Annotated in this window: 21 protein-coding genes; 14 read left to right on the top strand and 7 right to left on the bottom strand. The window is 69.9% G+C overall.

Annotated features, from left to right (window positions below):
• Together ASF18_RS18955 and ASF18_RS18950 are read right to left on the bottom strand one after the other, a co-directional pair.
• On the bottom strand, nt 1-1,083 hold the full coding sequence (locus ASF18_RS18955) for an ABC transporter ATP-binding protein (RefSeq protein WP_056354029.1): 1,083 nt from the start codon (nt 1,081-1,083) through the stop codon (nt 1-3).
• A gap of 16 nt (nt 1,084-1,099) precedes the next feature.
• Entirely contained in the window at nt 1,100-1,792 is a 693-nt protein-coding gene (locus ASF18_RS18950; protein WP_056180343.1) for a Crp/Fnr family transcriptional regulator, read from the bottom strand.
• A 183-nt stretch (nt 1,793-1,975) separates the two neighbouring features.
• Here ASF18_RS18950 and ASF18_RS18945 point away from each other — a divergent pair, with 183 nt between their 5' ends.
• From ASF18_RS18945 to ASF18_RS18920, 6 genes are all read left to right on the top strand, one after another.
• Nucleotides 1,976-3,850 (top strand): ABC-F family ATP-binding cassette domain-containing protein, encoded by a 1,875-nt coding sequence (locus tag ASF18_RS18945; protein ID WP_056354025.1) that lies wholly within the window; start codon nt 1,976-1,978, stop codon nt 3,848-3,850.
• A 643-nt stretch (nt 3,851-4,493) separates the two neighbouring features.
• Nucleotides 4,494-5,477: an alpha/beta fold hydrolase gene (locus ASF18_RS18940; RefSeq protein ID WP_056354021.1), complete on the top strand. Its 984-nt coding sequence runs from the start codon at nt 4,494-4,496 to the stop codon at nt 5,475-5,477.
• Nucleotides 5,478-5,608: 131 nt separating this feature from the next.
• Complete coding sequence (locus tag ASF18_RS18935; protein WP_056354020.1) at nt 5,609-6,043, top strand: heme-binding protein; 435 nt, start codon at nt 5,609-5,611, stop codon at nt 6,041-6,043.
• A 4-nt stretch (nt 6,044-6,047) separates the two neighbouring features.
• Complete coding sequence (locus tag ASF18_RS18930; protein ID WP_056354016.1) at nt 6,048-7,649, top strand: peptide ABC transporter substrate-binding protein; 1,602 nt, start codon at nt 6,048-6,050, stop codon at nt 7,647-7,649.
• A complete protein-coding gene (locus tag ASF18_RS18925; protein WP_056354013.1) occupies nt 7,646-8,569 on the top strand; it encodes an ABC transporter permease subunit in 924 nt (307 codons plus the stop codon). Before ASF18_RS18930 ends, ASF18_RS18925 begins: the two co-directional genes overlap by 4 nt.
• Complete coding sequence (locus ASF18_RS18920) at nt 8,566-9,648, top strand: ABC transporter permease (protein WP_056354009.1); 1,083 nt, start codon at nt 8,566-8,568, stop codon at nt 9,646-9,648. The genes ASF18_RS18925 and ASF18_RS18920 overlap by 4 nt, the downstream gene beginning before the upstream one ends.
• Here ASF18_RS18920 and ASF18_RS18915 read toward each other — a convergent pair.
• On the bottom strand, nt 9,632-9,877 hold the full coding sequence (locus ASF18_RS18915; RefSeq protein WP_056354007.1) for a hypothetical protein: 246 nt from the start codon (nt 9,875-9,877) through the stop codon (nt 9,632-9,634). The two genes, ASF18_RS18920 and ASF18_RS18915, sit on opposite strands and share 17 nt — an antisense overlap.
• A gap of 131 nt (nt 9,878-10,008) precedes the next feature.
• Between ASF18_RS18915 and ASF18_RS18910 the strand changes: the two genes are divergently transcribed.
• On the top strand, nt 10,009-11,499 hold the full coding sequence (locus tag ASF18_RS18910; protein WP_056354004.1) for an MFS transporter: 1,491 nt from the start codon (nt 10,009-10,011) through the stop codon (nt 11,497-11,499).
• 402 nt (nt 11,500-11,901) lie between these two features.
• On the opposite strand, the gene ASF18_RS18905 is transcribed toward ASF18_RS18910, so the two are convergent.
• Nucleotides 11,902-12,369: a nucleoside deaminase gene (locus ASF18_RS18905; RefSeq protein ID WP_056272625.1), complete on the bottom strand. Its 468-nt coding sequence runs from the start codon at nt 12,367-12,369 to the stop codon at nt 11,902-11,904.
• 387 nt (nt 12,370-12,756) lie between these two features.
• Here ASF18_RS18905 and ASF18_RS18900 point away from each other — a divergent pair, with 387 nt between their 5' ends.
• The 4 genes from ASF18_RS18900 (at nt 12,757) to ASF18_RS18885 (ending at nt 17,794) form a co-directional block, all read left to right on the top strand.
• Nucleotides 12,757-12,960 (top strand): CsbD family protein, encoded by a 204-nt coding sequence (locus ASF18_RS18900; RefSeq protein ID WP_056354556.1) that lies wholly within the window; start codon nt 12,757-12,759, stop codon nt 12,958-12,960.
• Between the two features lie 1,088 nt (nt 12,961-14,048).
• A complete protein-coding gene (locus tag ASF18_RS18895) occupies nt 14,049-16,019 on the top strand; it encodes a pseudouridine synthase (RefSeq protein ID WP_082487804.1) in 1,971 nt (656 codons plus the stop codon).
• Complete coding sequence (rsmD, locus tag ASF18_RS18890; protein ID WP_056354001.1) at nt 16,016-16,573, top strand: 16S rRNA (guanine(966)-N(2))-methyltransferase RsmD; 558 nt, start codon at nt 16,016-16,018, stop codon at nt 16,571-16,573. Before ASF18_RS18895 ends, rsmD begins: the two co-directional genes overlap by 4 nt.
• A 90-nt stretch (nt 16,574-16,663) precedes the next feature.
• Nucleotides 16,664-17,794, top strand: a complete 1,131-nt coding sequence (locus ASF18_RS18885) for a radical SAM protein (protein WP_056353998.1) — start codon at nt 16,664-16,666, stop codon at nt 17,792-17,794.
• 15 nt (nt 17,795-17,809) lie between these two features.
• Here the strand turns inward: ASF18_RS18885 and ASF18_RS18880 are convergent, their stop codons facing one another.
• Nucleotides 17,810-18,205 (bottom strand): helix-turn-helix domain-containing protein, encoded by a 396-nt coding sequence (locus ASF18_RS18880; protein ID WP_056353995.1) that lies wholly within the window; start codon nt 18,203-18,205, stop codon nt 17,810-17,812.
• A 76-nt stretch (nt 18,206-18,281) separates the two neighbouring features.
• Between ASF18_RS18880 and ASF18_RS18875 the strand changes: the two genes are divergently transcribed.
• Nucleotides 18,282-18,893 carry an NAD(P)H-dependent oxidoreductase gene (locus ASF18_RS18875; RefSeq protein WP_056353992.1) on the top strand — a complete coding sequence of 204 codons (612 nt, stop codon included), beginning with the start codon at nt 18,282-18,284 and terminating at the stop codon, nt 18,891-18,893.
• Here ASF18_RS18875 and mutL read toward each other — a convergent pair.
• Complete coding sequence (gene mutL / locus ASF18_RS18870; protein ID WP_056354553.1) at nt 18,890-20,791, bottom strand: DNA mismatch repair endonuclease MutL; 1,902 nt, start codon at nt 20,789-20,791, stop codon at nt 18,890-18,892. The two genes, ASF18_RS18875 and mutL, sit on opposite strands and share 4 nt — an antisense overlap.
• Before the next feature lie 161 nt (nt 20,792-20,952).
• On the opposite strand from mutL, the gene ASF18_RS18865 reads away from it, so the two are divergent.
• Nucleotides 20,953-22,041, top strand: coding sequence for a glycosyltransferase family 61 protein (locus ASF18_RS18865; RefSeq protein ID WP_156649990.1), 1,089 nt, complete (start codon nt 20,953-20,955; stop codon nt 22,039-22,041).
• Between the two features lie 4 nt (nt 22,042-22,045).
• Here ASF18_RS18865 and ASF18_RS18860 read toward each other — a convergent pair whose 3' ends face one another.
• Nucleotides 22,046-23,074 (bottom strand): KpsF/GutQ family sugar-phosphate isomerase, encoded by a 1,029-nt coding sequence (locus ASF18_RS18860; protein WP_056353986.1) that lies wholly within the window; start codon nt 23,072-23,074, stop codon nt 22,046-22,048.
• 198 nt (nt 23,075-23,272) lie between these two features.
• Between ASF18_RS18860 and ASF18_RS18855 the strand changes: the two genes are divergently transcribed.
• The gene (locus tag ASF18_RS18855) at nt 23,273-24,982 is read left to right on the top strand and encodes a recombinase family protein (protein WP_082487802.1); all 1,710 of its coding nucleotides are present in this window, start codon (nt 23,273-23,275) and stop codon (nt 24,980-24,982) included.
• Nucleotide 24,983 lies beyond the last annotated feature (1 nt).

Raw genomic sequence — 24,983 nt, 5'->3', positions numbered from 1 at the left:
TCACCCCGCCGCCGGCATCAGCCAGGCCCGCTCGGGCGGATAGGACAGGTGGACGGTCTCTTCCACGGCGGGCGCGTCGGCGCCCGTGGGCGCGCTCACCCGCCAGACCGATCCGTCGGCCATGCGGACCCGGAGCCGGATGCGGTCGCCGAGATAGGTCGTCTCGACCACCTGCCCGGGCAGGGCCCGTCCGTCCCCGGACGGGGAGCGGGCCAGCGCAATTCGTTCGGGACGCAGGGCGATAACGCCCTCCCCCTCGGCTGCGCCGCGGGCGCGCATTGGCCCGAGCGCGGTGTCGAGGGTGGACAGGCCGCCGGGGTCGCGATCCGGCACCCGGCCCGGGATCAGGTTCACGTCGCCCAGGAGTCCGGCGACGAAGCGGTTGGCCGGGCGCTCGTACAGGCTCGCCCCGTCGCCGATCTGCACGAGGCGGCCGCCCTCCATCACGCCGATGCGGTCGGCCAGCGCCAGGGCCTCGCCGGGATCGTGGGTGACCACGAGGAAGCTCGTGCCGAGGCGCCGCTGTAGGGCGCGCAGCTCGCCTTGCGTCTCCTCCCGCAGGGCGCGGTCGAGGGCGCCCAGCGGTTCGTCGAGGAGCAGCACCTGGGGCGCGCGCGCCAGGGCGCGGGCCAGCGCCACCCGTTGTCGCTGCCCGCCGGACAGGGTGTCGGGCCTGCGCGGGCCGAACCCGTCGAGACGCACGAGGCGCAGGAGCTCGTCCACCCGCGCCGCGCGGGCCGCGCGCCCGAGGCCGGTGAGGCCATAGGCGATGTTGGCGGCCACGCTCATGTGCGGGAACAGGGCGTAGGACTGAAACATCATGTTGACCGGCCGGCGATGCGGCGGGTCGGCCGTGATGTCGGTGTCCCCGAGGCGGATCGTGCCCGAGGTCGGGGTCTCGAAGCCCGCGATGAGGCGCAAAAGCGTGCTCTTGCCGCAACCGGAGGGACCGAGCAGGCAGACGAACTCGCCGGGCTGCAGGGTGAGGTCGAGGTCGGCCACCGCCGCGTGCGCGCCGAAGCGCTTGCCGAGGCCGGCACAGGTCAGCAGGCCGGCGGGACCGGGCGTGCGCGTCGACGCCATCGCGGGTGCCGGACCCTCAGCCGTCCTCGCGCAGCGCTTCGGCGACGCGGGCCTCCAGGAGGTCAGGCCGGCGGATCACCAGGGCGCCGCGCGTCCGGTCGATCAGGCCGTCGGCCGCCATCACGGTGAATTCCCGCGTCACCTGCTCGCGGCGGCAGCCGATGCGGGCGGCGAGCACATGGTGGTAGGGCGGCGGCGTGACCACCCGCTCGCCGTCGCCGCCGGCGCGGGGCACCGACAGGCGCAGCAGCTCGGCATAGAGCCGGTGGCGCAGGTCGAGGAGCGCATGCTCCATCAGGCGGGTGTTCAGCTCGCGCACGCGCTTGGCCAACAGGCGGAACAGCCGGTCGGCGATTGCCTCGGAGGCGAAGATGATCTGCCGGAACACGGGGGCGGGCACCACGCAGACCTCGCCGCGGGTCAGGGCCGTGACGTTGGCCGAGCGGCCGATGCCGTCCAGCGCGGCCAGCTCGCCGAAGAAGGCGCCGCCGCGCATCTCGCCGAGAATCACTTCCTTGCCCGATTGCGAGCGGTTGAGGATGCGCACTTCGCCGGAGGCCAGGAAATAGACGTCGGTGGAGACGTCGTCGTAATCGACCAGAACCTCGTTCTCGTCGAAGCGGCGCCAGTGGCAGCGCGTCTCGTAGACGGACAGCTCGATTCCCGGCTCCTTGAAGAACGGGATGGTCGTCAGCCGTCCTGTGGTCACGCGTCCTGCCCCCTCGATGATCGAACCTGATCGATACGCCGTGCAATTCCTGGGTCAAGCTGTCCCGTACTGCTCGCCTGCCGATAGGCGTGGATGCGAGGTCCGCGCCAACCGCACAGGCCGGTGCGGGGCGCGCGGCCCCGGCCGCTTGCCAGTGAGGCCCCGACCCCGCAAAAGCGCGCCATGCTCCGCGTCAACGACCTCACCTACCGCATCGGCGAGCGCCTGATCCTCGACGGCGCCACCTTCGTCATCCCCGACCGCGCCCGCGTCGGCCTCGTCGGGCGCAACGGCGCCGGCAAGACCACCCTGTTCAAGGCGATCCTCGGCGAGCTGCCCACCGAGGGCGGCACGGTGTCGATGCCCAAGGGCATGCGCATCGGCGCGGTGGCCCAGGAGGCGCCCGCCGGCCCCGAGACCCTGCACGCCGTGGTGCTGGCCGCCGACACGGAGCGCGCCCGCCTGATGGCGGAGGCCGAGCACGCCGACGGCCTGCGCCGCGCCGAGATCGAGACCCGGCTGGTGGACATCGAGGCGCACTCGGCGCCGGCCCGCGCGGCGGCGATCCTCCACGGTCTCGGCTTCGATGCGGAGGCGCAGGGGCGCCCCTGCGCCGACTTCTCCGGCGGCTGGCGCATGCGCGTGGCGCTCGCCGCCGTGCTGTTCTCCGAGCCCGACCTGCTGCTCCTCGACGAGCCGACCAACTACCTCGACATCGAGGGCACGATCTGGCTCTACGACTACCTGGAGCGTTATCCCCGCACGGCCGTGATCATCAGCCACGACCGCGACCTCCTCGACGAGTGCGTCGATCACATCCTGCACCTCGACCGGGGCAAGCTCAGCATTTACCGGGGCGGCTACACGAGCTTCGCCCGGCAGGTCGCCGAGAAGCGCGTGCTCCAGGCCAAGGCGAAGCAGAAGCAGGACGCGGAGCGGGCCCATCTCCAGAGCTTCGTGGACCGCTTCAAGGCCAAGGCCACCAAGGCCCGGCAGGCCCAGTCTCGCGTCAAGCGCCTCGCCAAGATGGAGATCATCGCCTCGGTGATCGAGGACGACGTGCCGGCCTTCCGCCTGCCGAGCCCCGAGCGGCCGCTCTCCCCGCCCATCGTCGCCATGGAGCGGGTGCAGGCCGGCTACCCGGACCGGATCGTGCTCACGGGCCTGAACTTGAGCCTCGCACCCGACGACCGGGTGGCGCTGCTCGGCGCCAACGGCAACGGCAAGTCGACCTTCTGCAAGCTCATCGGCGGGCGCCTGCCTCCCTTGAGCGGCGACTTGCGCCGCTCCTCCAAGATGGAGGTCGCCTACTTCGCCCAACACCAGCTCGACGAACTGCGCCCGGCCGAGAGCGCCTACGCCCATGTCCGCGACCTGATGCCGGACGTGCCCGAATCGAAGGCCCGCGCGGCGGCGGCCCGCCTGGGCTTCTCGGGCACCAAGTCGGAGACGCCGGTCTCCCAGCTCTCCGGCGGCGAGAAGGCGCGCCTGCTGATGGGGCTCGCGGCCTTCCGCGGCCCGCACCTCCTGATCCTCGATGAGCCGACGAACCACCTCGACATCGAGAGCCGCCAGGCCCTGGTGGAGGCGATCAACGACTACGAGGGCGCCGTCATCCTGGTGAGCCACGACCGCTTCCTGGTGGAGGCCTGCGCCGACCGGCTCTGGCTCGTCTCGAACGGCAGCGTGAAGGCCTTCGACGGCGACATGGACGATTACCGCCGCTACGTCCTCGCCGGGCCGGAGCGCGAGGCCGAGAAGGGCGCGGCGGACTCCACCGGCGGCGCCAAGGCGATGGAACGGCGCTCCAATGCCGACCGCCGCGTCGCTCTCGCACCCCTGCGCAAGAAGCTTGAGGGCGTCGAGGCGCGCATGAAGAAGCTCACCGACGCCATGGCCAAGATCGACGCGGCGTTGGCCGACGGCACCGCCTTCCAGGCCAACCCGGCCAAGGCCGGCGAACTCGCCAAGATGCGCGCCGACGCCGCCGCCGCCCTGGAGACGGCCGAGGAGGAGTGGCTGGAACTCAGCGGCGAGATCGAGGGCGCGACCGCCTGAGTGGGGTCGAGCCGCTCCCCGCGGTGCTGCGATACTCCAGGAGAGGATCCCGTGTTCGAAATCAGCCCGCAGCACCCCGTCATCCCGGGGCCGCGCAGCGGAGCCCGGGATCCAGATACGCAGGTCGTGTAAGACTTCACGCTGTCGGCGGTTCTGGATTCCGGGCTCGCCTGCGGCGCCCCGGAATGACGGTGCGGTCGCGGCTGCCTTTCCGGTGATGGGGGTTACGCACGCATCCTCCCTCGACCGGCGGCGGCTGGCGGAGCCACCCCCACGCCTCACCTTTCCCCACAAGGGGGAGAGGAACGCGTTCCGCTGCCCTCGGGCGTCGCCTGCGCGAAGAGGCACGACGTAGCCCTCCTTCCCCTTGTGGGGAGGAGTTGGAGGTGGGGGTGGTTGGGCGACCCTTGACCGGCGACGTCTGGCGGAACCACCCCCACTCCTAACCTCTCCCCACAAGGGGGAGAGGGACGCGCCCTGTCCTGGGGCGTCGTTTGCTGGAGAGGCACGACGCACCCCTCCTCCCCCCAAGGCGAGCGAGACGCGCCCTGATCGTGAAAGGACCAGCACCGACCGCAAGGCCGCTCGGAAACATCCAAACCGCTGGGGCGTTTCCGACGGCGCAACCCGAGGGGCCCCGACGATGCCTGATGCTCCCCGCCGCCGGCTCGGGCCCTTGCTGGCGCTGCTTCCTTTCGGTGCCGCCGGGGCCTGGATCGCCTATAGCCGCCTCGGCATCGACCATCGTCGCCGGATGCCGCCCGCCCTCCCCGGCCGGCAAGAATGCCTGGGCAGCGATGCGGGCGGGCTGTCGTTCTACGCCGATGGGCCGGCCGAGGGCGCGCCGCTCCTGCTGCTCCATTCCGTGAACGCGGCGGCCAACGCCTACGAGGTCCGGCCGCTCTATCGCCATTACGCGAGGACGCGCCCGGTCTACGCCCTCGACCTGCCGGGCTTCGGCTTCTCCGAGCGCAGCGACCGGATCTACACGCCGGAACTCATGACGGACGCGATCCACGCCATGGTGGCCGAGATCCGCCACCGGCACGGGGGCGCCGCCATCGACGCGATGGCGCTCTCCCTCTCCGCCGAGTTTCTGGCCCGGGCCGCCCTGGCGCGCCCCGACGATTACCGCAGCCTGGGGCTGATCAGCCCGACCGGTTTCGACAAGCGCTACGAGCGCCGCAATCCGTCCGGCAGCGACACGGCCCGGGCGGTGGCGGCCTATCCGCTCTGGGGCCAGGCGCTGTTCGACCTCCTCGTCAGCCGCCCGAGCATGCGGTTCTTTCTCGAGAAGACCTGGGGCTCGCGCAGCATCGACGAGGGCCTGCTCGAATACGATCAGGTCTCGGCCCACCAGCCCGGCGCCGAATTCGCGCCCTTCTCGTTCCTGGCCGGGCACCTCTTCGCCACCGAGACGGGCCGGATCTATCCCCGCCTCGACCGGCCGGTCTGGATGATCCACGGCACCCGCGGCGATTTCGTCGATTACCGCCACGCCGACCGCTTCCGCGGCGATCCGAACTGGACCCTCGACGTGCTGGAGACGGGCGCTTTCCCGCATTTCGAGCGCCTGGGCGCGGTCACCGCCCGCTACGACGCCTTCTTGGCGCGCCACGCGCGCTAAGAGCTCTGCCTGGCGCGCCAAGCGCACCGAGAATCCTGCCTGGCGCGGCTTGGGCGGTTGAGCCCCTGGTCGGTCGCGCCGCGCCGGGTTAGTCGAGGGGCACGCCCGCTCGATAAAAATCCGGAGCCCCGATGTCCGACCTCACCCTCGCCGCCGCGCAGACCATCGTCGCCACCGCCCTGGAGACCGCCCGCGCCCACAAGCTGAAGCCCCTGGCCGTGGTCGTCTACGACGCGCGCGGGGCCCTCAAGGCGATGGGCGCCGAGGACGGGACTTCCCTGCGCCGGGCCGAGGTGGCCATGGGCAAGGCCAATGGCTGCCTCGCTCTCGGCCTCGGCGGTCGCGCGATCCACAAGCGCGCCGAGGAGCAGGCCTACTTCGTCGCCGCAATCAGCCACCTCGTCGGCCCCGCCGCCCTGGTGCCGGTGCCGGGCGGCGTCCTGATCCGCCGGGGCGAGGCCGTGATCGGCGCCGTCGGCATTTCGGGCGACACCTCGGACAACGACGAGCTCTGTGCGGTGGCCGGCATCGAGGCGGCGGGGCTCACCGCACAGACCGGCGCCTGAGGCGATGCGGCGCCCGCATCGGCGGCACTGGCTCGTCGGCGGCGCGGCGCTCCTGGCCGCCGGAGGCCTCGGCCGGGCCGTGGCCGCGCCGGCGGACCTCTACCGGCGCGGCAATGATGCGGACCCCGAGACCCTGGACCCGCACAAGTCCTCGACGGTGGCCGAGGCGCATATCCTGCGCGACCTCTACGAGGGCCTGCTCACCTACGACAATCACGGCGTCATCATCCCGGGGGCGGCCACCGCCTGGACGGTGTCCGAGGACGGCCTGACCTACGACTTCGCCCTGCGCGCCGACGGGCGCTGGTCGAACGGCGACCCGGTCCGGGCCGGTGACTTCGTCTTCGCCCTCCGGCGCATCCTCGCCCCCGCCACGGCGGCGAAATACGCCGAGATCCTGTTTCCCCTGAAGAACGCCCGGGCGGTGAACCAGGGCGGATTGCCCCCCGAGGCCCTCGGGGTCGTCGCCCCCGACGAGCGGCGCCTGGTCCTGACCCTGGAGCAGCCGACGCCGTACCTGCTCGAACTCCTGACGCACCAGACCTCTCTGCCCGTGCATCCGCCCTCCCTGGCCCGACACGGCGATGCTTTCGCCCGGGCCGGCAACAGCGTGACCAACGGCCCCTACCGCCTGAGGGAGGTGGTGCCGAACGACCGCATCACCCTGGAGCGCAACCCGCATTTCCACGCGGCGGCCACGGTGGCGATCCCGCAGGTGGCCTTCCTGCCGACGCCGGACCTGTCCAGCGCGGTTCGGCGCTACGCGGCCGGCGAGATCGATTCGCTGGCCGACCTGCCCGGCGACCAGATCGCTTCGCTCAAGGCGCGCTTCGGCTCCGAAGTGGTGCTCGGCCCCTCACTCGGCCTCTATGCGCTCGCGGTGAACACCCGCAAGGCGCCCTTCGACGACGTCCGGGTCCGGCGCGCCCTCTCCCTCGTCATCGACCGCGAGTTCCTGGCCAGCCAGCTCTGGGGCGGGACCATGGACCCGGCCTATTCCCTCTGCCCGCCCGGCCTCGACCATTATCGCCGGCCGCCCGAGACCGAAGGCCGCGAGGCCCTGCCGATCGATCGCGAGGACGAGGCCCGGGCGCTGCTGGCGGCCGCCGGCTTCGGCGAAGGCCGGCCCCTGCGGCTCGAGTATCGCTTCAACACCAGCGACAACAACCGCAACACGGCGCTCGCCATCGCCGACATGTGGCGCGGCATCGGGATCGAAACCCGCTTCGTCTACACCGACGCCAAGACCCACTTCGCCTACCTGCGCGACGGCGGCGCCTTCGACGTGGCGCGCATGTCCTGGATCGCGGACTATTCCGACCCGCAGAACTTCCTGTTCCTGCTGGAGACCGGCAATGACGGCCTCAACCCGGGCCGCTACAGCAACCCGGCCTACGACGGCCTGATGCGGCGGGCGGCCGCCGAGGGCGACATCGCCCGGCGGGCCGAGCTTCTCTCCGCGGCCGAGACGATCGTGGTCACCGAACTGCCCTGGATCCCGGTGATGCACACCCGCTCGAAGGCCCTGATCGCCCCGCGGCTGGCCGGCTACCACCCGAACCTGCGCAACGCCGCCCCGACCCGGTTCCTGAGGCTGACGGCGTGATCGGCTTCGTCCTGCGCCGCCTCCTCCAGGCGATCCCGACCCTGTTCGCCGTGGTCACCGCGAGCTTCTTCCTGATCCGCCTCGCCCCGGGCGGGCCCTTCGACCTGGAGCGGCCCCTGCCCCCGGCCGCCATGGCCAACCTCGCCCGGGTCTACGGCCTCGACCAGCCGCTGATCGTCCAGTACGGGCGCTACCTCGGCGCCCTGCTCACCGGCGATTTCGGGCCCTCCTTCTCGTTTCGCGACCTCACCGTGGGCGAGCTGTTCGCCCGCGGCCTGCCGGTCTCGATGACGCTGGGCGCCCTCGCCCTGGCGCTGGCCCTGGTGCTCGGCATCGGCCTCGGCGCGCTGGCGGCCTTCCGCCGGGGAAGCGCCGTCGACCGCCTCGTCGGCCTCGGTGCCGGCCTGACGCTCGCGGTGCCGACCTTCGTGGTGGCGCCCCTGCTGCAGATCGTGTTCGGCCTGACCTTGCGCTGGCTGCCGGTGGGCAGCTGGGAGAACGGCGCGCCGGCCAACCTCGTGCTCCCGGTGGTCACCCTGGCCCTGCCCCAGGTCGGAGCGCTCGCCCGCCTCACCCGCGCCGCCTTGGCGGAGGTGCTGGCTGCGCAGCCGGTCCGCACCCAGCGCGCCATGGGCCTGCCGCCCCACCGCATCGCCCGCCACGCCCTGCGCGGGGCCCTGCTGCCGGTGGTGGCGATCCTCGGGCCGACGGCGGCCTCGCTGCTCACCGGCTCGGTGGTGGTCGAGACCATCTTCGGCCTGCCCGGCATCGGCCGCTACTTCGTCGACGGGGCGCTCAACCGCGACTACACCCTGGTGATGGGCACCGTCGTGCTGGTGGCCGTCTTCGTCATCGCCCTCAACCTCGTGGCCGATCTCCTCTCCGGCCTTCTCGACCCGCGCCTGCGGGCGGCCCGGTGAGGCGCGTCCTCGGGCGCCTCGCCCGCAACGGGAGCGCCCTGGCGGCCCTCGCCGTCCTGGCGCTGGTCGCCCTCGCCTGCCTCGCCGGTCCCCCGCTCACCGGCCACGATCCGGGCCGGATCTATCCCGACCTCGTGCGCACCGCGCCCTCGCTCCGGGCCCATCCGCGCCCCGAGGCCATCGCGCCGGCGGTGGAGCGCCTCGCCTTCCGCATGCGGGTGACGGCCGCGGACATCCGGGTCGCGGACGGGCGCCTGCGCGTCACCCTGTCGGCGCCGAACCCGATCAACGCGCGGGTGCTGAGCTACCTGCCCCGCTCGGACCTGTTCGGCCCCGCCACCATCCTGTCGCGGGAGGTCGAGGGGCGCCGCCTCGTGGTCGAGGCGCCGGTGCGGCGGCTCTTTTTTCCCCTCGGCACCGACGTGCTCGGGCGCGACCTCCTTACGCGCAGCCTCGTCGCCGGCCGGATCTCGCTCCTCATCGGCCTCTTCGCCACCGGCGTCGCGCTCCTCATCGGCGTCACCTACGGGGCGGTGGCGGGCTATGCCGGCGGCCGGGTCGACGCGGTGATGATGCGCGGCGTCGACGTGCTCTACGCCCTGCCCTTCGTGTTCTTCGTCATCCTGCTGCTGGTGTTCTTCCGGGCCGGGCTCGGGCTGATCCTCGTCGCCATCGGCGCGGTGGAATGGCTCGACATGGCCCGGATCACCCGGGCGCAGACCCTGTCGCTGCGCCACCGCGACTTCGTGCGCGCCGCCGAGGCGCTGGGCCTCTCCGCGGCCGCGATCCTGCGCCGGCACATCGTCCCCAACACCCTCGGGCCGGTCACGGTGGCGGCGACCCTGCTGGTCCCCAAGGTGATCCTGCTGGAGAGCTTCCTCTCCTTCCTCGGGCTCGGCGTGCAGGAACCGTCCACGAGCTGGGGCGCCCTGATCGCTGAGGGCGCACGGGCCATCGAATCCGCCCCCTGGATGCTCGCCGCCCCGGCCGGGTTCCTCGTCGCCACCCTGGTGGCACTGAACGTGCTGGGCGACGGCCTCGCCGAGGCCCTCGACCCGCGTCTCAGCGCGGATTGGTGAGTCCGGGATAGACCACCCGGACCACGCGCCGCTCTTCCGGGATCTCCGAGACCGGCCGGCCCTTGGCGTCCCGCGCAGGGCCCGCCTCCGCCGGCACGACGTCGCTCGGCCGCAGTCGCCACGGATCGAGGGGCCGCGCCGCCGCGCCGCGTCCGGCTTCGGATGCGGCGGGCGGGACCCCGAGGGCGGTGAGGGCGAGAAGCAGGGCGGAAGACACGCGGGCAGGCATCGGCAGGGCGTCCGGGAGAGCCTGCCGAGTTCAGCGGAGATGACTTAACCTTTGCGTGAAGCTTGGCGGAACCGCCGGGCACCGCGCCGGATTGCCAACAACTGTCGTACAGCACGGTTAACGAGGATTCGATGGCAACCAAGGCCGTGGCGGACCGGGGCAGCGCGAGCGCGGGGACGACGCCGGAGCGGGTCCCGATGGGAACCGTGATCGACACCGACATCTCCGCCCGGCTCGACCGCCTGCCCTGGGGGCGCTTCCACGTCCTCGTCATCGTGGCGCTGGGCATCACCTGGGTGCTCGACGGCCTCGAAGTCACCCTCGCGGGCTCCCTCGTCGGGGCGCTGCGAGCCGAGCCCATGAGCTTTACCGAGTTCGACATCGGGCTCGCGGCGAGTTCCTACCTCGTCGGCGCCGTCACGGGCGCGCTGGGCTTCGGCTGGCTCACCGACCGCATCGGCCGCAAGAAGCTCTTCTTCATCACCCTGGCGCTCTACCTCGCCGCCACCGCCGCCACGGGCCTGTCCTGGAATATCTACAGCTTCTGCCTGTTCCGCTTCCTCACGGGCGCCGGCATCGGTGGCGAATACACGGCCATCAACTCGACGATCCAGGAACTCGTGCCGGCTCGCGTGCGCGGCTGGACCGACCTCGTCATCAACGGCTCGTTCTGGATCGGCGCGGCGATGGGCTCGTTCCTCTCCATCGTGGTGCTGCGCCCGGGCATGATAGACCCGGCCTGGGGCTGGCGCATCGCCTTCTTCGTCGGCGGCGGCATCGGCCTTGTCATCCTCCTCCTGCGCACCTGGATTCCCGAGAGCCCGCGCTGGCTCGCCACCCACGGCTACGTCGCCGAGGCCGACCGCGTGGTCACCGCCATCGAGAAGCGCTTCACCGACGAGGGCCACATCCTGCCGCCGATCGACGAGGGCAAGCGCATGAAGCTCAGGACCCGCAGCCACACCCCCCTCAAGGAGGTGTTTGGCACCATGCTGGTCGGTCACCGCCGGCAGACGTTCGTCGGCCTCGCCCTGATGGTGGCGCAGGCCTTCTTCTACAACGCTCTGTTCTTCACCTACGCCCTGGTGCTGCAGCGGTTCTACAACGTGCCGGGCGACCATGTCGGTTGGTACCTGCTGCCCTTCGCCCTGGGCTCCTTCCTGGGTCCCGTGCTCCTCGGGCGCCTGTTCGACACCATCGGCCGCCGTCCCATGATCGCCTTCACCTACGGCATCTCGGCGGTCCTGCTGGCGATCACCGGCTACCTGTTCAAGATCGACGTGTTCGGCCCGGTGGGCCAGACGGCGGCCTGGATGGTGGTGTTCTTCTTCGCCTCCGCCGCCGCCAGCGCGGCTTACCTCACCGTCGCGGAGACCTTCCCCCTGGAGATCCGGGCCCTGGCCATCGCGGTGTTCTACGCGCTGGGCACCGGCATCGGCGGCGTCTCCGGGCCGCTTCTGTTCGGCGCCCTGGTGGAGACCGGCTCGCGGGACTATGTGCTGGTCGGCTACCTCATCGGCGCGACCCTGATGGCCGTGGCGGCGGTCGTGGGCGGTCTCTTCGGCACGGCGGCCGAGGGGAAATCCCTGGAAGACGTCTCGAAACCTTTGGCGGCCGCCTGATCTTCGGCGATCGAGCCCCGGCAAGGCTCGAAACCACCGGGATTGATCCGTGTCGGTCCGGCACCGACCGGGTCACGCCCATCTCGGGAAGGACCTCATGCGGATCGTCCCCACCGCCCTTTCCCTGGTCCTCGCCGGCGGCTCCCTGGCGTTGGCGCCGGGCAATGCCCGCGCCGAGATCGAGCCCCCCCGGGCCGCCGCGCCTGACGATTCCGGGCGTCGTCGGCGAAGGAATCGTCTGGCCCGGCGGCATCGATAATGGGGGCCCGGGTTCGATCAGCACCGTCGCCCCCGGAGCCACTGGGGCCTCCAGTGCCTCGAACGCGTCCGGCGCGTCCGGCAACGCCGCGTAGACCCAGACGCCGATCGCCAGCACCGGCGGCGCGGGCGGCAGCTGAACTCTCAGGGCAGGCGGCGTTCGGCGAAGAAATCCCGCAGCAGCCCGGCGGCCTCGGCTTCCCGGAAGCCGCCATAGACCTCCGGACTGTGATGGCAGGTCGGCTGATTGAAGAAGCGCGGCCCGTTCTCCACGGCACCGCCCTTCGGGTCCGCGGCTGAAAAGTACAGCCGCCGGATCCGCGCGAAGGCGATCGCGGCCGCACACATCGCGCAGGGCTCCAGGGTGACGTAGAGGTCGCATCCGCTCAGGCGTTCGTCGTCGAGGGCCTGGCAGGCGGCCCGGATCGCCAGGATCTCCGCATGGGCGGTCGGATCGCGTAGGGCCCGCGGGCGATTGTGCGCCACGGCGAGAACCACCCCATCCCGCACCACCGCCGCACCTACCGGAACCTCCCCCTCCGCCGCCGCCCGACGTGCCGCCGCGAAGGCGTGGCTGAGGGGGTCGGTGGCGGACGGATCGGTCTCGGGCATGATGGAGTCCTGCGGATCGGCGCCCGATCCCTGGCGCCCGATCCTTGGCGACCGCGACGCTCCTTCGCAATGGGCTGCACCCGAGGAACCCTCGGTACCGCCGGCACGAAAGCCCAGCGACCCCCGGCTGGCGGTCCTGCGACGGCAGGTCGGGCCCGGCGGCGGCTTCCTCACCGCCACGGGACATCGCCGCCGTCTTCGCACGCGGATTGTTCAAGCGCGGCGCGCCGATGGAGCCGCCGTACCGAGCAGAAGCCGAAGCCGTTCGTGGAATGGCTTCACGAGGATGTTAAAACCCGGAACATCGCTCGGGCGTGGCCGTTGGGATGGGCAATGCGGAACGGCCGAGACGACGCCGACCGCCAACCCGAAGACGAGGAGCGCACGATGAGCAGCACCACCGACAAGATCAAGGGTCTCGCCAACGAGGCTGTCGGCAACGTCAAGCAGGGCATCGGCAACGTGACCGATAACGACAAGCTTAAGGCCGAGGGCAAGGCCCAGGAGCTGAAGGGCGAGACCCAGAAGACGGTCGGCGATGCCAAGGACGGCGTCAAGAACGCCGCCAACGCGGTCAAGAGCAAGCTCTAAGTCTCTCGACCCCGGATCTCGCACCCGGCGACGATGTTCTCGGAAAGGCGGCGCGAGCCGCCTTTTCGCATGTTTGGGGACTGCATCCACCGAACCCGCGGCCCTTGCGCGCGGGATCACTCGCAACAACGCGCCCGCTCTGTTATGGGGCAGGCATGACCGACAAGGCTGACGATACGATGGGCAAGTCTGAGGACGTGCCTGCCAAGACCTCCCGTTCGAAGCCCAAGGCTTCGGCAAACCCGTCGAGCAAGACCGTGGCGGTGTCCACCCAGACCGCGCCAGCGAAGGCCCGCGCGTACGCGCCCGCCGCAGGGGCGGCCGAGGGAGCGGCGAGCCAGCCGGCTAAGGCGGCCAAGGCCGCGAAGGCCGAGCCTAAGACGGCGAACGCCGCCAAGACGGGTGTGGGCAAGGCCGGCCCTGGCAAGACGGTGACCGCGACGGCTTCGGACACCCCGGTGTTCGGTGCGACGCCTTCGAAAGCGAAGTCCGCGAAGCCGGCCGCGTCCAAGGAGACGCTCGGGGCGGGTGCCGTGAAGTCCAAGGCCCCGAAGGCGGCCTCCGCCAAGCCGAAGGCTGAGACGGGCAAGCCTGCGACGGCCGATGCCGCGTCGGCCAAGGCTGCGGCGGGCGCCGAACCCGTCGACACGGCGAAGCCGAAAGCCGCGAAAGCCAAGCCGGCCAAGGCCGAGGCGTCTCAGGACGTCTCGAAGGAGGCCTCCACCGTCGCGCCCGAGGCCGCGAGCGCAGTGGCGGAGCCGTCCGCGGCCAAGCCCAGGACGGCCAAGCCCACGACGGCCAGGCCCACGACGGCGAAGCCCTCCAAGGCCAAGGCACCCGAAGCCGCGTCGAGCGAGGCTGTCGCCGCCGAGCCTCCCGCGTCCGCGGCGGACGCGTCCGTCGCCAGGCCGGCGGTCGAGGCTGCGCCCAAGCGCGCCAAGGCGACGCCGGCCGAGGCGGCGGCGGCGCAGGCCGCCGCCACGACCTCTTCCGAGTCGAAGGCCCCGGCCGGGTCCTGGGCTCCGGCGACCGATGCCGGCATTCCCGGCCCTTCGGCCGAGGAGAAGCCGAAGGTCCGGCACGCCGCCATGCCTCGCGGCGGCGACGCGCCCCTGCGCCGCAAGACCGCCATGGCAACGACCGCCGTGGCGAAGGCCGCCCAGCCGGGGACCGCGGCCGCCGCGTCCGGCGGTCCCGCCCGCGACGAGGGCACGCCCGAGGGCGACCGCATCGCCAAGGCCATCGCCCGCGCGGGCATCGCCTCGCGCCGGGATGCCGAGGCGATGATCGAGCAGGGCCGCGTCACCCTCAACGGGCGGGTCCTGACCTCGCCGGCGATGAACGTGACCCCCGATGACCGGATTACCGTCGACGGCGAGCCGCTGCCGGCCCGCGAGCGCACGCGCCTGTGGATCTACCACAAGCCCCGCGGCCTCGTGACCACGGCGCGCGACCCGGAAGGCCGCCAGACCGTCTTCGACAATCTGCCCGAGGACCTGCCCCGCGTCGTCGCCATCGGCCGCCTCGACATCAACACCGAGGGGCTGCTGCTCCTCACCAACGATGGCGGCCTCGCCAAGGTCGTGGCCCATCCGGATACCGGCTGGCTGCGCCGCTACCGCGTGCGCGCCCATGGCGACACCACCCAGGCCGAGCTCGACAAGCTGCGCCGGGGCGTGACCATCGACGGCATGGATTACGGTCCGGTGGAGGCGACCCTGGACCGGGCGTCCGGCGACAACCTCTGGATCACCCTCGGCCTGCGCGAGGGCAAGAACCGCGAGGTCAAACGCATCCTCGAGCATCTCGGGCTCGCGGTGAACCGGCTGATCCGCCTCTCGTTCGGGCCGTTCCAGCTCGGCGACCTCGAAGCGGGCCTGGCGGAGGAGATCCGGACCAAGGTGCTGAAGGAACAGCTCGGTCCGGCCCTCTCGGAACAGGCCGGCGTCGATTTCGAGAGCCCGGTGCGCGAGCCGATCGCGCCCTTCGGCTCGCCGAAGCAGCAGGCCAAGCAGCCCGCCCGCAGCGCCTCGGCCGCCCAGCGCCGCGACACCCGGGGTACCGACGACGAGGGGCCGCGCGGCGGCGGCCGCCCGATGGCGCCGGCCAAGCCCGCCCGCGTGCCCACCGGCGGCAACAGCGCCGGTCCGCGCCGCTCCGTCTGGCGCGCCGAGGACGAGGCCAAAACTGAGGATGGGACCCGGCGGGTCAAGATCCCGCGCCGGGGAGCCGACCCGAAGGTCGAGCGCGAGACGGCCGCCGCCCGGGGACGCGTGCGCGTCGGCGCCATCAGCACCGGCGAGCGCCGTGTCCTCGTGGAGCGCCTGAAGTCGAGCCCGCAGGAACCGGCCGCCGAGCCGCATCGCCGCGACAGCGCCGTGCGCCGTCGCGGGGACGAGGCCGCCCCCCGCGAGGGCCGCTTCCCCCGCGCCGAGGCCCAGGGCCGCCCGTTTCGGCAGGCCGACGACCGTGCCTCGGAGTCTCGCCCCGCCGGTGACCGGCCCGCTCGCGGCTTCGGCGGCGAAGGCCGGCCGCCGCGCCGGGACGACGACCGTCCGCGCGGGAACTTCCGCTCGCAGGACGGTGCCGAGCGCCGTGGTCCCCCGCGCGGGAGCGAGGACCGCCCCCGCGGCCCCTTCCGCGGCAACGCGAATCGCGCCGAGGGCGGCGACGACCGTGGCGCCCGTCCGGCCTCCCGCGGCGCGCCGGCCCGGGACGACCGCCGCGACGGCTTCCGGGGCGACAAGCCCAGCGGCTTCCGTGGCAACGACCGCCCCGGCGGCGACCGTGGCGGCTTCAAGGGCACCCGCCCGGACGGCGAGCGCGGTGGCTACAAGGGCACTCGCCCGGACGGCGAGCGCAGCGGCTTCAAGGGCACCCGCCCGGACGGCGAGCGCAGCGGCTTCAAGGGGGCCGGCAAGCCCGGCGGCGGTTTCAAGGCCGGTGGCAAACCCGGCGGTTTCAGCAAGCCCGGTGGCAAGCCCGGCGGTTTCAGCCGCGGCGGCTCCGGTGGCGGCAAGCCCGGCGGCGCCCGTCCGCCCCGCGGTGGCGGCCGGTGAGGATCGTCGGCGGCGATCACCGCGGTCGCCGCCTCGCAACCCCGAAGACCGACGCGATCCGGCCCACCTCGGACCGGCTCCGCGAGGCACTCTTCAACGTCCTCGCGCACGCCTATGACGATGCCGTCGCCGGGGCCCGGGTCCTCGACCTGTTCGCCGGCACCGGGGCGCTGAGCTTCGAAGCCCTGTCGCGCGGTGCGGCCTACGCCCTCCTGGTCGACGAGGGCGCCGAGGCCCGCGCCCTGATTCGGGAGAACATCGAATCCTTCGGTGCCGAAGGGGCGACCCGCCTGTTCCGGCGCGACGCCACCCGACTCGGCCCGGCCGGCACCAGCGGTACCTACTCCCTCGTGTTCTGCGACCCGCCCTACCACCGCGACCTCGCTCCGGCCGCCCTGGCCAGCGCGGCCACCGGCGGCTGGCTCGCTCCCGGCGCCCTCGCGGTCGTCGAGGAATCCGCGAGTGTCCACGTCGCCCTGCCGCCCGGATTCACCGAGCTGGAGCGCCGGGTCTACGGCGACACCGCCCTCGCCTACGCGCGCTACGCCGCCTGACGCGCGACCTCGACGCGAGCTGCGTGGTATACCGGCGCGACCGACGCGCGCGCGGCGGACCCCCGCGGCACCCGGGCGCGTTCCTCCGGTATGGTCCTCGCCGAACCCCGAACCGACGCCGCCGAGATCGATCCGGTCGCGTCCGAGCCCGCCTCCGACCCGCGCCCGTCCCGCCTCTGGCGACCGCGCCGCGTCCTCGTCACCCCGGCCGCCCTGGAGCACGCGCACGGCCGCGCGATGGTGGCCCGCGCCGAGGCCCTCGGGTTACCGGTCGAGCGCTTGGCCGCCAACCGTCTGACGGGCTTACGAAATCCGGACCCACGGATCGCGTATCGCGCGGCGAAGGCGACCCTCGCCATCGTCGTCGCCCCACCGACCAAGCTGAAACTCCAGCCGATTCCCCCGAGCGCCGACTGGCGCTTCGACCTCGCCGAGGGCTGCCCGGCCCATTGCCAGTACTGCTATCTGGCGGGCTCTCTCTCGGGCCCCCCGGTGACGCGGGCCTACGCGAACCTCGACGCGATCCTCGACAACCTGCCGGCCTATCTCGGCCAGGGCGCCATCACCTCGACCCAGGCTGACCGCGCCCAGGAAGGCACCACCTTCGAAGCCTCGTGCTACACCGATCCCCTCGGCATCGAACATCTCACCGGCTCGCTCTCGGCCGCCATCACCCGCTTCGGCGCCTGGGACGCACCGGTCCAACTTCGCTTCACCACCAAGTTCGCGGCCGTGCAGCCCTTGCTCGGCCTTGCCCACAACCGGCGTACCCGCATCCGGTTCTCCGTGAATGCGCGCTCGGCCGCTCGCTACGAGGGGGGAACGGCGAGTTTGGATGCGCGCCTGGCGGCCCTCCGGGAGGTCGCGGAGGCCGGCTATCCGGTCGGCCTCACCATCGCGCCGATCCTGCCGGTCCCGAACTGGCAGGACGCCTATGCCGGCTTGATACGGGATGTCGCCGCGGCGCTGTCGGGCGTGAAGGGCCTCGATCTCACCGTTGAACTCATCACCCATCGCTTCACGCCCGGTTCGAAAAGCGTTCTGCAAAGGTGGTATCCCGGTTCGAATCTCCCGATGACGGAGACGGAACGAAGTCGCAAGCTGACGAAATTCGGATCGGTGAAGTACGTCTTTCCGCGAGATCTGATGCAGTCCATGCGTTCTTGGCTGACGGGAGAGATCCAGCGCACCTTGCCGGCTCGTATCCTTTACTGGACGTGAGATAATATCCTGCCTTCAATTCGGTCGGCCTTCATCGAAGCGACTGCGCGCCTCCTGGATCGCCGGAAGATTCGAGAATGCCCAGGCCCCCAGGGCCTGAACGGGGACCTGCAGCGATCGCCCGAGATCCGTAAGTTCATACTCCACCCGCGGCGGAATAGTGGGATACACGGTCCGTGAGACCAAGCCGTCGCGCTCGAGGCCCCGGAGGGTGAAGGTCAGCATCCGCTGCGAGACGCCCCCGACCAGGCGCTTCAGTTCGTTGAAGCGCCGCGGCCCATCCGTCAGCATCATCACCACGAGGATCGACCACTTGTCGCCGATCCGCGACAGGACTGTGCCGACGACCCGGCAATCGCCCGGGTTGTGCTGTGCGATCGTCGCGGTTCCCTCGTTGTGCCCCAGTTCCACGAATGTGCCTCCTTGCGCGGGAGCGCATCTGGTTCTCTATACCGCCTCGGTACACTTCTGATACCGGGGATCGAAGATGAAACTCCTGCACGTCGACGGAAGCATTCTGGGGGATCATTCGGTTAGCCGCGCGATTTCGGCTGCGATCGTCACGCATCTGACGGCGGGGACACCGGGCCTCGACGTCACCTACCGCGATCTCGCCGCGACGCCGATTCCGCACCTCTCGGGTGCCTACCTAGCAGGCCACCAGCCGAACGCGACGAACACCCCTGATATCCAGCACGACGTCGAGCTCGGCCGTTTCGTGCTTGCCGAATTCCTCGCCGCCGACATCGTGGTGATCGGCGCGCCTCTGTATAACTTCACGATCTCGTCGCAGCTGAAGGCCTGGATCGATCGTATCCTCGTGGCGGGCCAGACCTTCAAGTACACCGAGAGCGGCGCCGTCGGCCTCGTTCCGCAGAAGCGGGTCATCGTGGCCGTTGCTCGGGGCGGTCTTTACGGAGCGGGAACACCGAACGCGGCGGCGGAGCATGCCGAGACCTACCTGCGCGTGGTTCTGGGTTTCATCGGCATCACGAACCCGGAGATCATCGTCGCCGAGGGCATCGCACTCGGTCCGGACGCTCGCCAGAAGGCCCTCGACGGTGCTCTGAAGGCCGCCTCCGACCTGCCGGCGGCCTAGCGCCGTCCGAAGAGCCGCTCGATGTCGTGGAGCTTCAACTCCACGAAGGTCGGGCGGCCATGGTTGCAGGTGCCGGCGAGCGGCGTCGCTTCCATCTCGCGCAGGAGCGCGTTCATTTCCTCTGGGTGAAGGCGCCGGCCCGCTCGGATCGAGCCGTGGCAACTCATCCGCGACAGGATCGCGTCCAGGCGCCGGCCGAGGGGGCCTGCACCCGCGTCGGTGCCATCGGGGCTTTCGTCTTCGAGACCACTCTGGCTGAGCGCATCGAGGATATCAGTGACGAGGGTCCGGATCGAGGCGCCGGCGAGAGCGGCTGGTACCTCCCGCACGAGGACGGCGCCCGAGCCGAACGGCTCGAGCGTGAGGCCCAGGCGGTCGAGATCGGGGGCCGCGGCGACGAGGCGCTCCGCCTCGCCGGGAGCCATCTCCACCACGTCGGGAATCAGCAGGCCCTGACGGGCGATGCCGCCCCGTGCGCGTTCGCGTTTCAGCCGTTCGTATACCAGGCGCTCGTGGGCGGCATGCTGATCGACGAGGACGAGACCATCGGCCGTCTGGGCGACGATGTAGGTCTCGTGCAACTGAGCCCGCGCCGCTCCAAGGGGGTGCGCCTGTTCGTCCGCTGGCTCCACCCCTGGGCGCAGATCCGCCGCCGGGGGGGCGAAATCATGCGCGAAGCGGGCCTGGGGCGCCTCGGCCAATCCGGTGAGCGCCGGCGAGCGCGGAACCGCCTGGCGGTAGGGATAGGGCGCAGCAATGGACGGCACCGAGCCCGGTCGGTTCAGTGAGGGGATCGGATAGGCATTGGTGCCCGAATGAACGGCGAGACCGGTCGGCCGCAAGGCGTCCAACGTGCGGGCAGCGCCCGTGGTGGAGCCACGCAGGCCGGCTTGACGGAGAGTCTCGTGAATCGCGCTGACGATCAGGCTCCGGACCAGGCCGGGATCGCGAAAGCGGACTTCGGTCTTGGCCGGATGCACGTTCACGTCCACCAGCGACGGATCGCACAGGATCGCCAGCGCGAGAACCGGGTGGCGGTCGGAACTCATGGAATCGGCATAGGCGCCCCGGACTGCGCCGAGCAGTAGGCGGTCACGGACTGGCCGGCCATTGACGGTGAAATGGATCTGGCTGGCAGCACCCCGATGGAAGCTCGGCAGGCCGATATGACCCGCAAGCGCGAAGCCCTCGCGGGCCATGTCGAGGGCTAGCGAATTCGATCCGAAGTCGGTGCCGAAGATCCCAGTCAGGCGCCGAAGGGTTGCGGAAGAACCCGTTTCTGTCTCGGCCGCGAAGATGAGCGGCGTCCCACTCTCCGATCGCAGGACAAGTCGAATTTCGGGCTGCGCCACCGCGAGGCGGCGCAGGATGTCGCCGATCGCCGCCGTTTCGGCCCGGTCGGACTTCAAGAATTTCAGTCGCGCAGGTGTGGCCGCGAACAGATCGGACACCTCGATGCGCGTGCCGCGCGCGCTCGGTGCCGGGCGGACTTCGCCCTTGATGCCCGCATCGACCGTAAGGGTGACACCCATTTCGGCCTTGGCCGTGCGACTAGTAAGAGTCAGGCGCGCGACCGCGCCGATGGAGGGTAGGGCCTCGCCACGAAAGCCCAGCGTTTCGATGCGGGTAAGGTCTCCCCCTGGAAGCTTCGAGGTGGCGTGTCGCTCTACGGCGAGCGCAAGATCATCTGCATCCATGCCCGCGCCGTCATCGACCACGCGGATCAAGCGTCGGCCGCCTCGTTCGATCGTGACCTCGATACTGCGTGCGCCAGCATCGATCGCGTTCTCGACGAGTTCCTTGACCGCTGAGGCAGGCCGCTCAACGACCTCGCCCGCAGCGATACGGTCGACGAGGATCGGATCGAGGCGACGGACGGGGCGAGGTGGCGTGGACATGCGGAGGAAACTATAGGTGCCCTCGGACACAGCCGAAAGGCCATGATGGAAACGTTGGTTCGTGCCACACCCGCTGCCGATTCGACGCACGCTCACGAGGGTGACGACAAGGTCGACGGTATGAAGACCTTACGGTTCTCTTTCGAGGGGCTTGTCCGCGCGTGAAGGCCAAGCTGCAGCGCTGCCGCACCGTATGGGGACGGACCGAACAGCGCGATACACTTCCGGGACTGCGTGCGGTGACCAACGCCGTGTATCAGCCGGCGACCCCAGACGGGAGTTGGGCGCTGTGCGATGCTGATGGCACCATCATCGAATTTGGCGCCAATCCCATGCTGACGGACGTCGTGGACGAGGCGGACGATCGCCCGACTCTCTTCATCGGTCCGCTGATCACCCATTACGGCCATTTCCTCCTCGGCACCTTCGCGCGCCTCTGGCCACTCCTCACCTGGAGGGGACCGAAGCCACGCCTCCTCTGCTACGCTGAAGGACCTCTGGATGCGCTGCACGCGAAATGGGCGACGCTACCGTTCCTCGCCGACATTCTCGCCCGCTTCGATCTGACCATCGCAGACCTCGTGACCTTCCAGAACGTGACGCGGATCCCGAAGCTGCTGGTTCCGGAGCCGAGCGTAAAGGAGCAGGACTTCACCCATGCGATCTACGGCACGCTCACGCACTATACCGGCGAGGCGTTCTACGACCCAGTCGCTGTCGATCGGGAAACGCGGCCGGTCTACCTGTCGAAAGCAAGATTGGCATCGGGGATCTCGCGCCTGCGCAACGAGGATGTGCTGTGCGAGCGTCTGGCGCGGCAGGGGGTGGACATCGTTTTCCCGGAGACCCTGCGGTTTCCTGAGTTGGTTCGTCTGCTTTCGGAACGGAAAATGGTTCTTGGAACGGCAGGCTCGGCGTTTCACACGGCCGTCTTCGCGGCGCCGAACCGCCGGATCCTAGCGTTGAACTGGACGCCTCCAGTCCACGCCAACTATCCCCTGCTCGATGCGCTCAATGGCACGCAGGCGCGGTACTACTTCGTTCCGGGGAGCATGATCGAAGAGGAGCCCGGCTTTCATTTCGGGTGGTCGATCCCGGACCCACTAGCGGTCGCTGCCGAGATGCTGGAGCGCGCGCATGCCTTCGACAGCCTCGAGGCCCGCGATGCCGCCGAGGACGCGGCGCGATGGCGATCCAAGTGGATCCCGGGCTGGAAACCGGTCCAGCGCTGGCTCGAGCGCCGCCTCTGAAGGCTCAGGCGACGCCTGAGCGGAGCAGATCGTGGTAGTGCACGAGCCCGACCGGGCGATCGTCCTCGACGACGATCAGCGCCGTGATCTTCATCGATTCCTGAATTTCCAGGGCCTTCGCGAGCAACGTTTCGGGGGCGACCGTCCGTGGCTTGCCGCTCATCAGCGCCTCCACCGCGAGGCTATCGAGATCCGTGCGGAAGACGTTGCGGCGTAGATCGCCGTCCGTGAGGATACCCGCGAGGCGTCCATCGGCGTCCACCACGACCACCGAGCCGAACCCCTTCGCATCGATCTCGGCGATGGCCGCGCGCATCGGGGTCCCGCATGGGACCACCGGCAACTGAGATCCGGTATGCATCACCTCGCGAACCTGACGCAGCGAGGCCCCGAGGCGACCGCCCGGGTGATAGATGCTGAATTCCCGCGCGGAGAAGCCGCGTGCTTCGAGGAGCGCAATGGAGAGCGCATCGCCGAGGGCGAGCTGCATCGCCGTGGACGTCGTCGGGGCCAAGCCATTCGGACAGGCCTCGCGCGCCTTCGGGAGGGTCAGGCAGATGTCGGCTTCGCGGCCCAGGGTCGATGAACTGTTGGATGTGATGGCGATCAGGCCGACGCGGTAGCGACGGGCATAACCGATGATGTCGGCCAGCTCCGTCGTCTCGCCCGACCAGGATAGCGCCACCACGACGTCTTCGGGCTGGATCATGCCCAGATCGCCATGGCTGGCCTCGGCGGGGTGAACGTACAGGGCGGGCGTCCCGGTCGAGGCCAGCGTCGCAGCGATCTTGCGACCGATATGGCCCGATTTGCCCATGCCCGTGAGGATGGCGCGTCCCTTGGCGCGGGCGATGCGCGACACCGCATCGGTGAACGCCGCGCCGAGCCCATTGCCGATGGACTCCATCAAGCAGGCGAGCCCGTCGCGTTCGGTCTCGATCGTCCGCAGGGCGGAGGCGACCGCCGGCGAGAGCGTCGAATCCGCGGGGATCGAGGCGGGGCGCAAGGCCTGGGCGCTGTCTGCTGGAGCCATACTGGCCCGTATCCTTCTCGTGAGATCGCGTGCGCGTGCGGCGCCACGGTCGTCCGCCTATGGACAGCGATTGTGGTCGGATGGCGACCCCTTGGCTTTGGCCGATGTGTCCCGCTCCGCGTTGACGCCCCATTAACCGTGCCGGTTGCTGCGCGCTTGCATTTATTTGGCGATTTCGCTACCTAAGGATGCATGCACATGCCCACTGCATACTCGTACATACGCATGAGTACGGATCAGCAGATCCGTGGTGACAGTCTCAGACGCCAGTTAGAGTTTTCGAGGCAATGGGCCGAACAGCACGGAGTGGTGCTGGATGAGAGCCTGCGCGACATCGGCGTGAGCGCTTGGAAGGGCAAAAACCGCAAGGAGGGAGCGCTGGGCCGCTTCCTCGAAATGGTGAACACCGGAGAGGTACGCCGAGGAAGTTACCTTCTGGTGGAAAGCCTTGACCGGCTAAGCCGCGATCAGGTGCTTGAGGCGCTGGGCCTGTTCCTTGAGGTGATCCGAAGCGGCATCACCATCGTGACGCTCGCGGACAACCAGTCCTACAGCCAGGAGAGCGTGGGAAACGATTGGAGCAAACTCATTATCTCGCTCACCATCATGGCGCGAGCCCATGAGGAGAGCCAACGCAAGAGCGAGCGGGTAAGCCAATCCTACGTGGCCAGGGTTGCTGCTGCCAAGGATGGCCGAGGGCTCAGCATCCTCACTCCGAGTTGGATCACTGCCACCAAGCGCGGCAGGGGCGACTACCTGTTCGAGTTGAACGAGCATGCGGAAACGGTGCGCCGCATCTTCGAACTCACCGCTGATGGGCTGGGACAGATGGCCATTGCTCAGCGCTTCAATCAGGATGGCACGCCCACCCTGACGCCAGCCAAGGGTTGGTACAACAGCAGCGTAAGCAACATTCTCAACAGTCGCGTTGCCCTTGGAGAGTTTCAGCCCCATCGCATGGAGGGGCGAACACGGTTGCCAGCGGGCGACCCCATCCCGGACTATTTCCCAGCAGCAGTGGATGCCACGCTGTTCACTCGGGCACAGGCTCGTCGTTTCAAAAGGCCCTTCATCGGAGGGCGCAAAGGCACGCTGTTCAGCAACATCTTCAGCGGCCTGTGTCTCTGCCAGCGATGCGGCGGCAGCATGGTGATGAGCACCGGCAGCAAGTCTCAGGGAGCCAAGCAGCACCTGCGTTGCCTGAGCAACATGCGCAAAAAGGGCTGCACCAACGCCACTCGCTTTGCCTACGCCGACCTAGAGCCAGCAGTGCTAGACAAGGTGCGGGAATTTCAACTCAGCGATGTGATGCGATCCCGCCGAGGCGACGACCCGCTCAAGCAGATTGACGAGGACATCGCGCAAGCCCGCCTCAGCATCGAGAAATTGGACCGCCTTGTGCGCAATCTCATGCAGGAGTTGGAGGAAGAGGACGATCCCGCATTCCGCAAAGCCGCGAGGGAGAAGGCCAAAGCCCGCCTCGCTGAGCGCAACGAGCAGCAGGAGCGCTTGGAAGACCTCGAACACAGCCGCAACAAGGTGCAGGCCGAACTCAGCGAAGGCACGCGGATAGAGGATGAGATCGAGCAACTGAGGGCGGAATGGGAGCAGGCTGATCAGCCCACACGATACCAACTGCGAGCCAAAGTGAACTCAGCGCTGCGGGATTTTATCGACTTCATCAACTTCGATGGAGACACCCAGGTGGTCACGATCATCGTGCTGGGTGGCCTACGGGCTTACCGGTTCCAGACTGGTGAATTCCTCGCCAGCGTCGACCTGTTACCGCATGTGGGTTCACGTAGCGAAGGCGGGATCGATCCCAGCATGTTCACAACGGATGGCATCACTGCCGAGGGAGACAATGCGCGGCGAGCAGCGCTAAACAAACTGCTCAGCCGCGCATAGC

Source organism: Methylobacterium sp. Leaf89 (assembly GCF_001422215.1).
In the GTDB taxonomy this organism is placed as follows: domain Bacteria; phylum Pseudomonadota; class Alphaproteobacteria; order Rhizobiales; family Beijerinckiaceae; genus Methylobacterium.
This window is presented reverse-complemented; position numbering and strand designations above follow the sequence as displayed.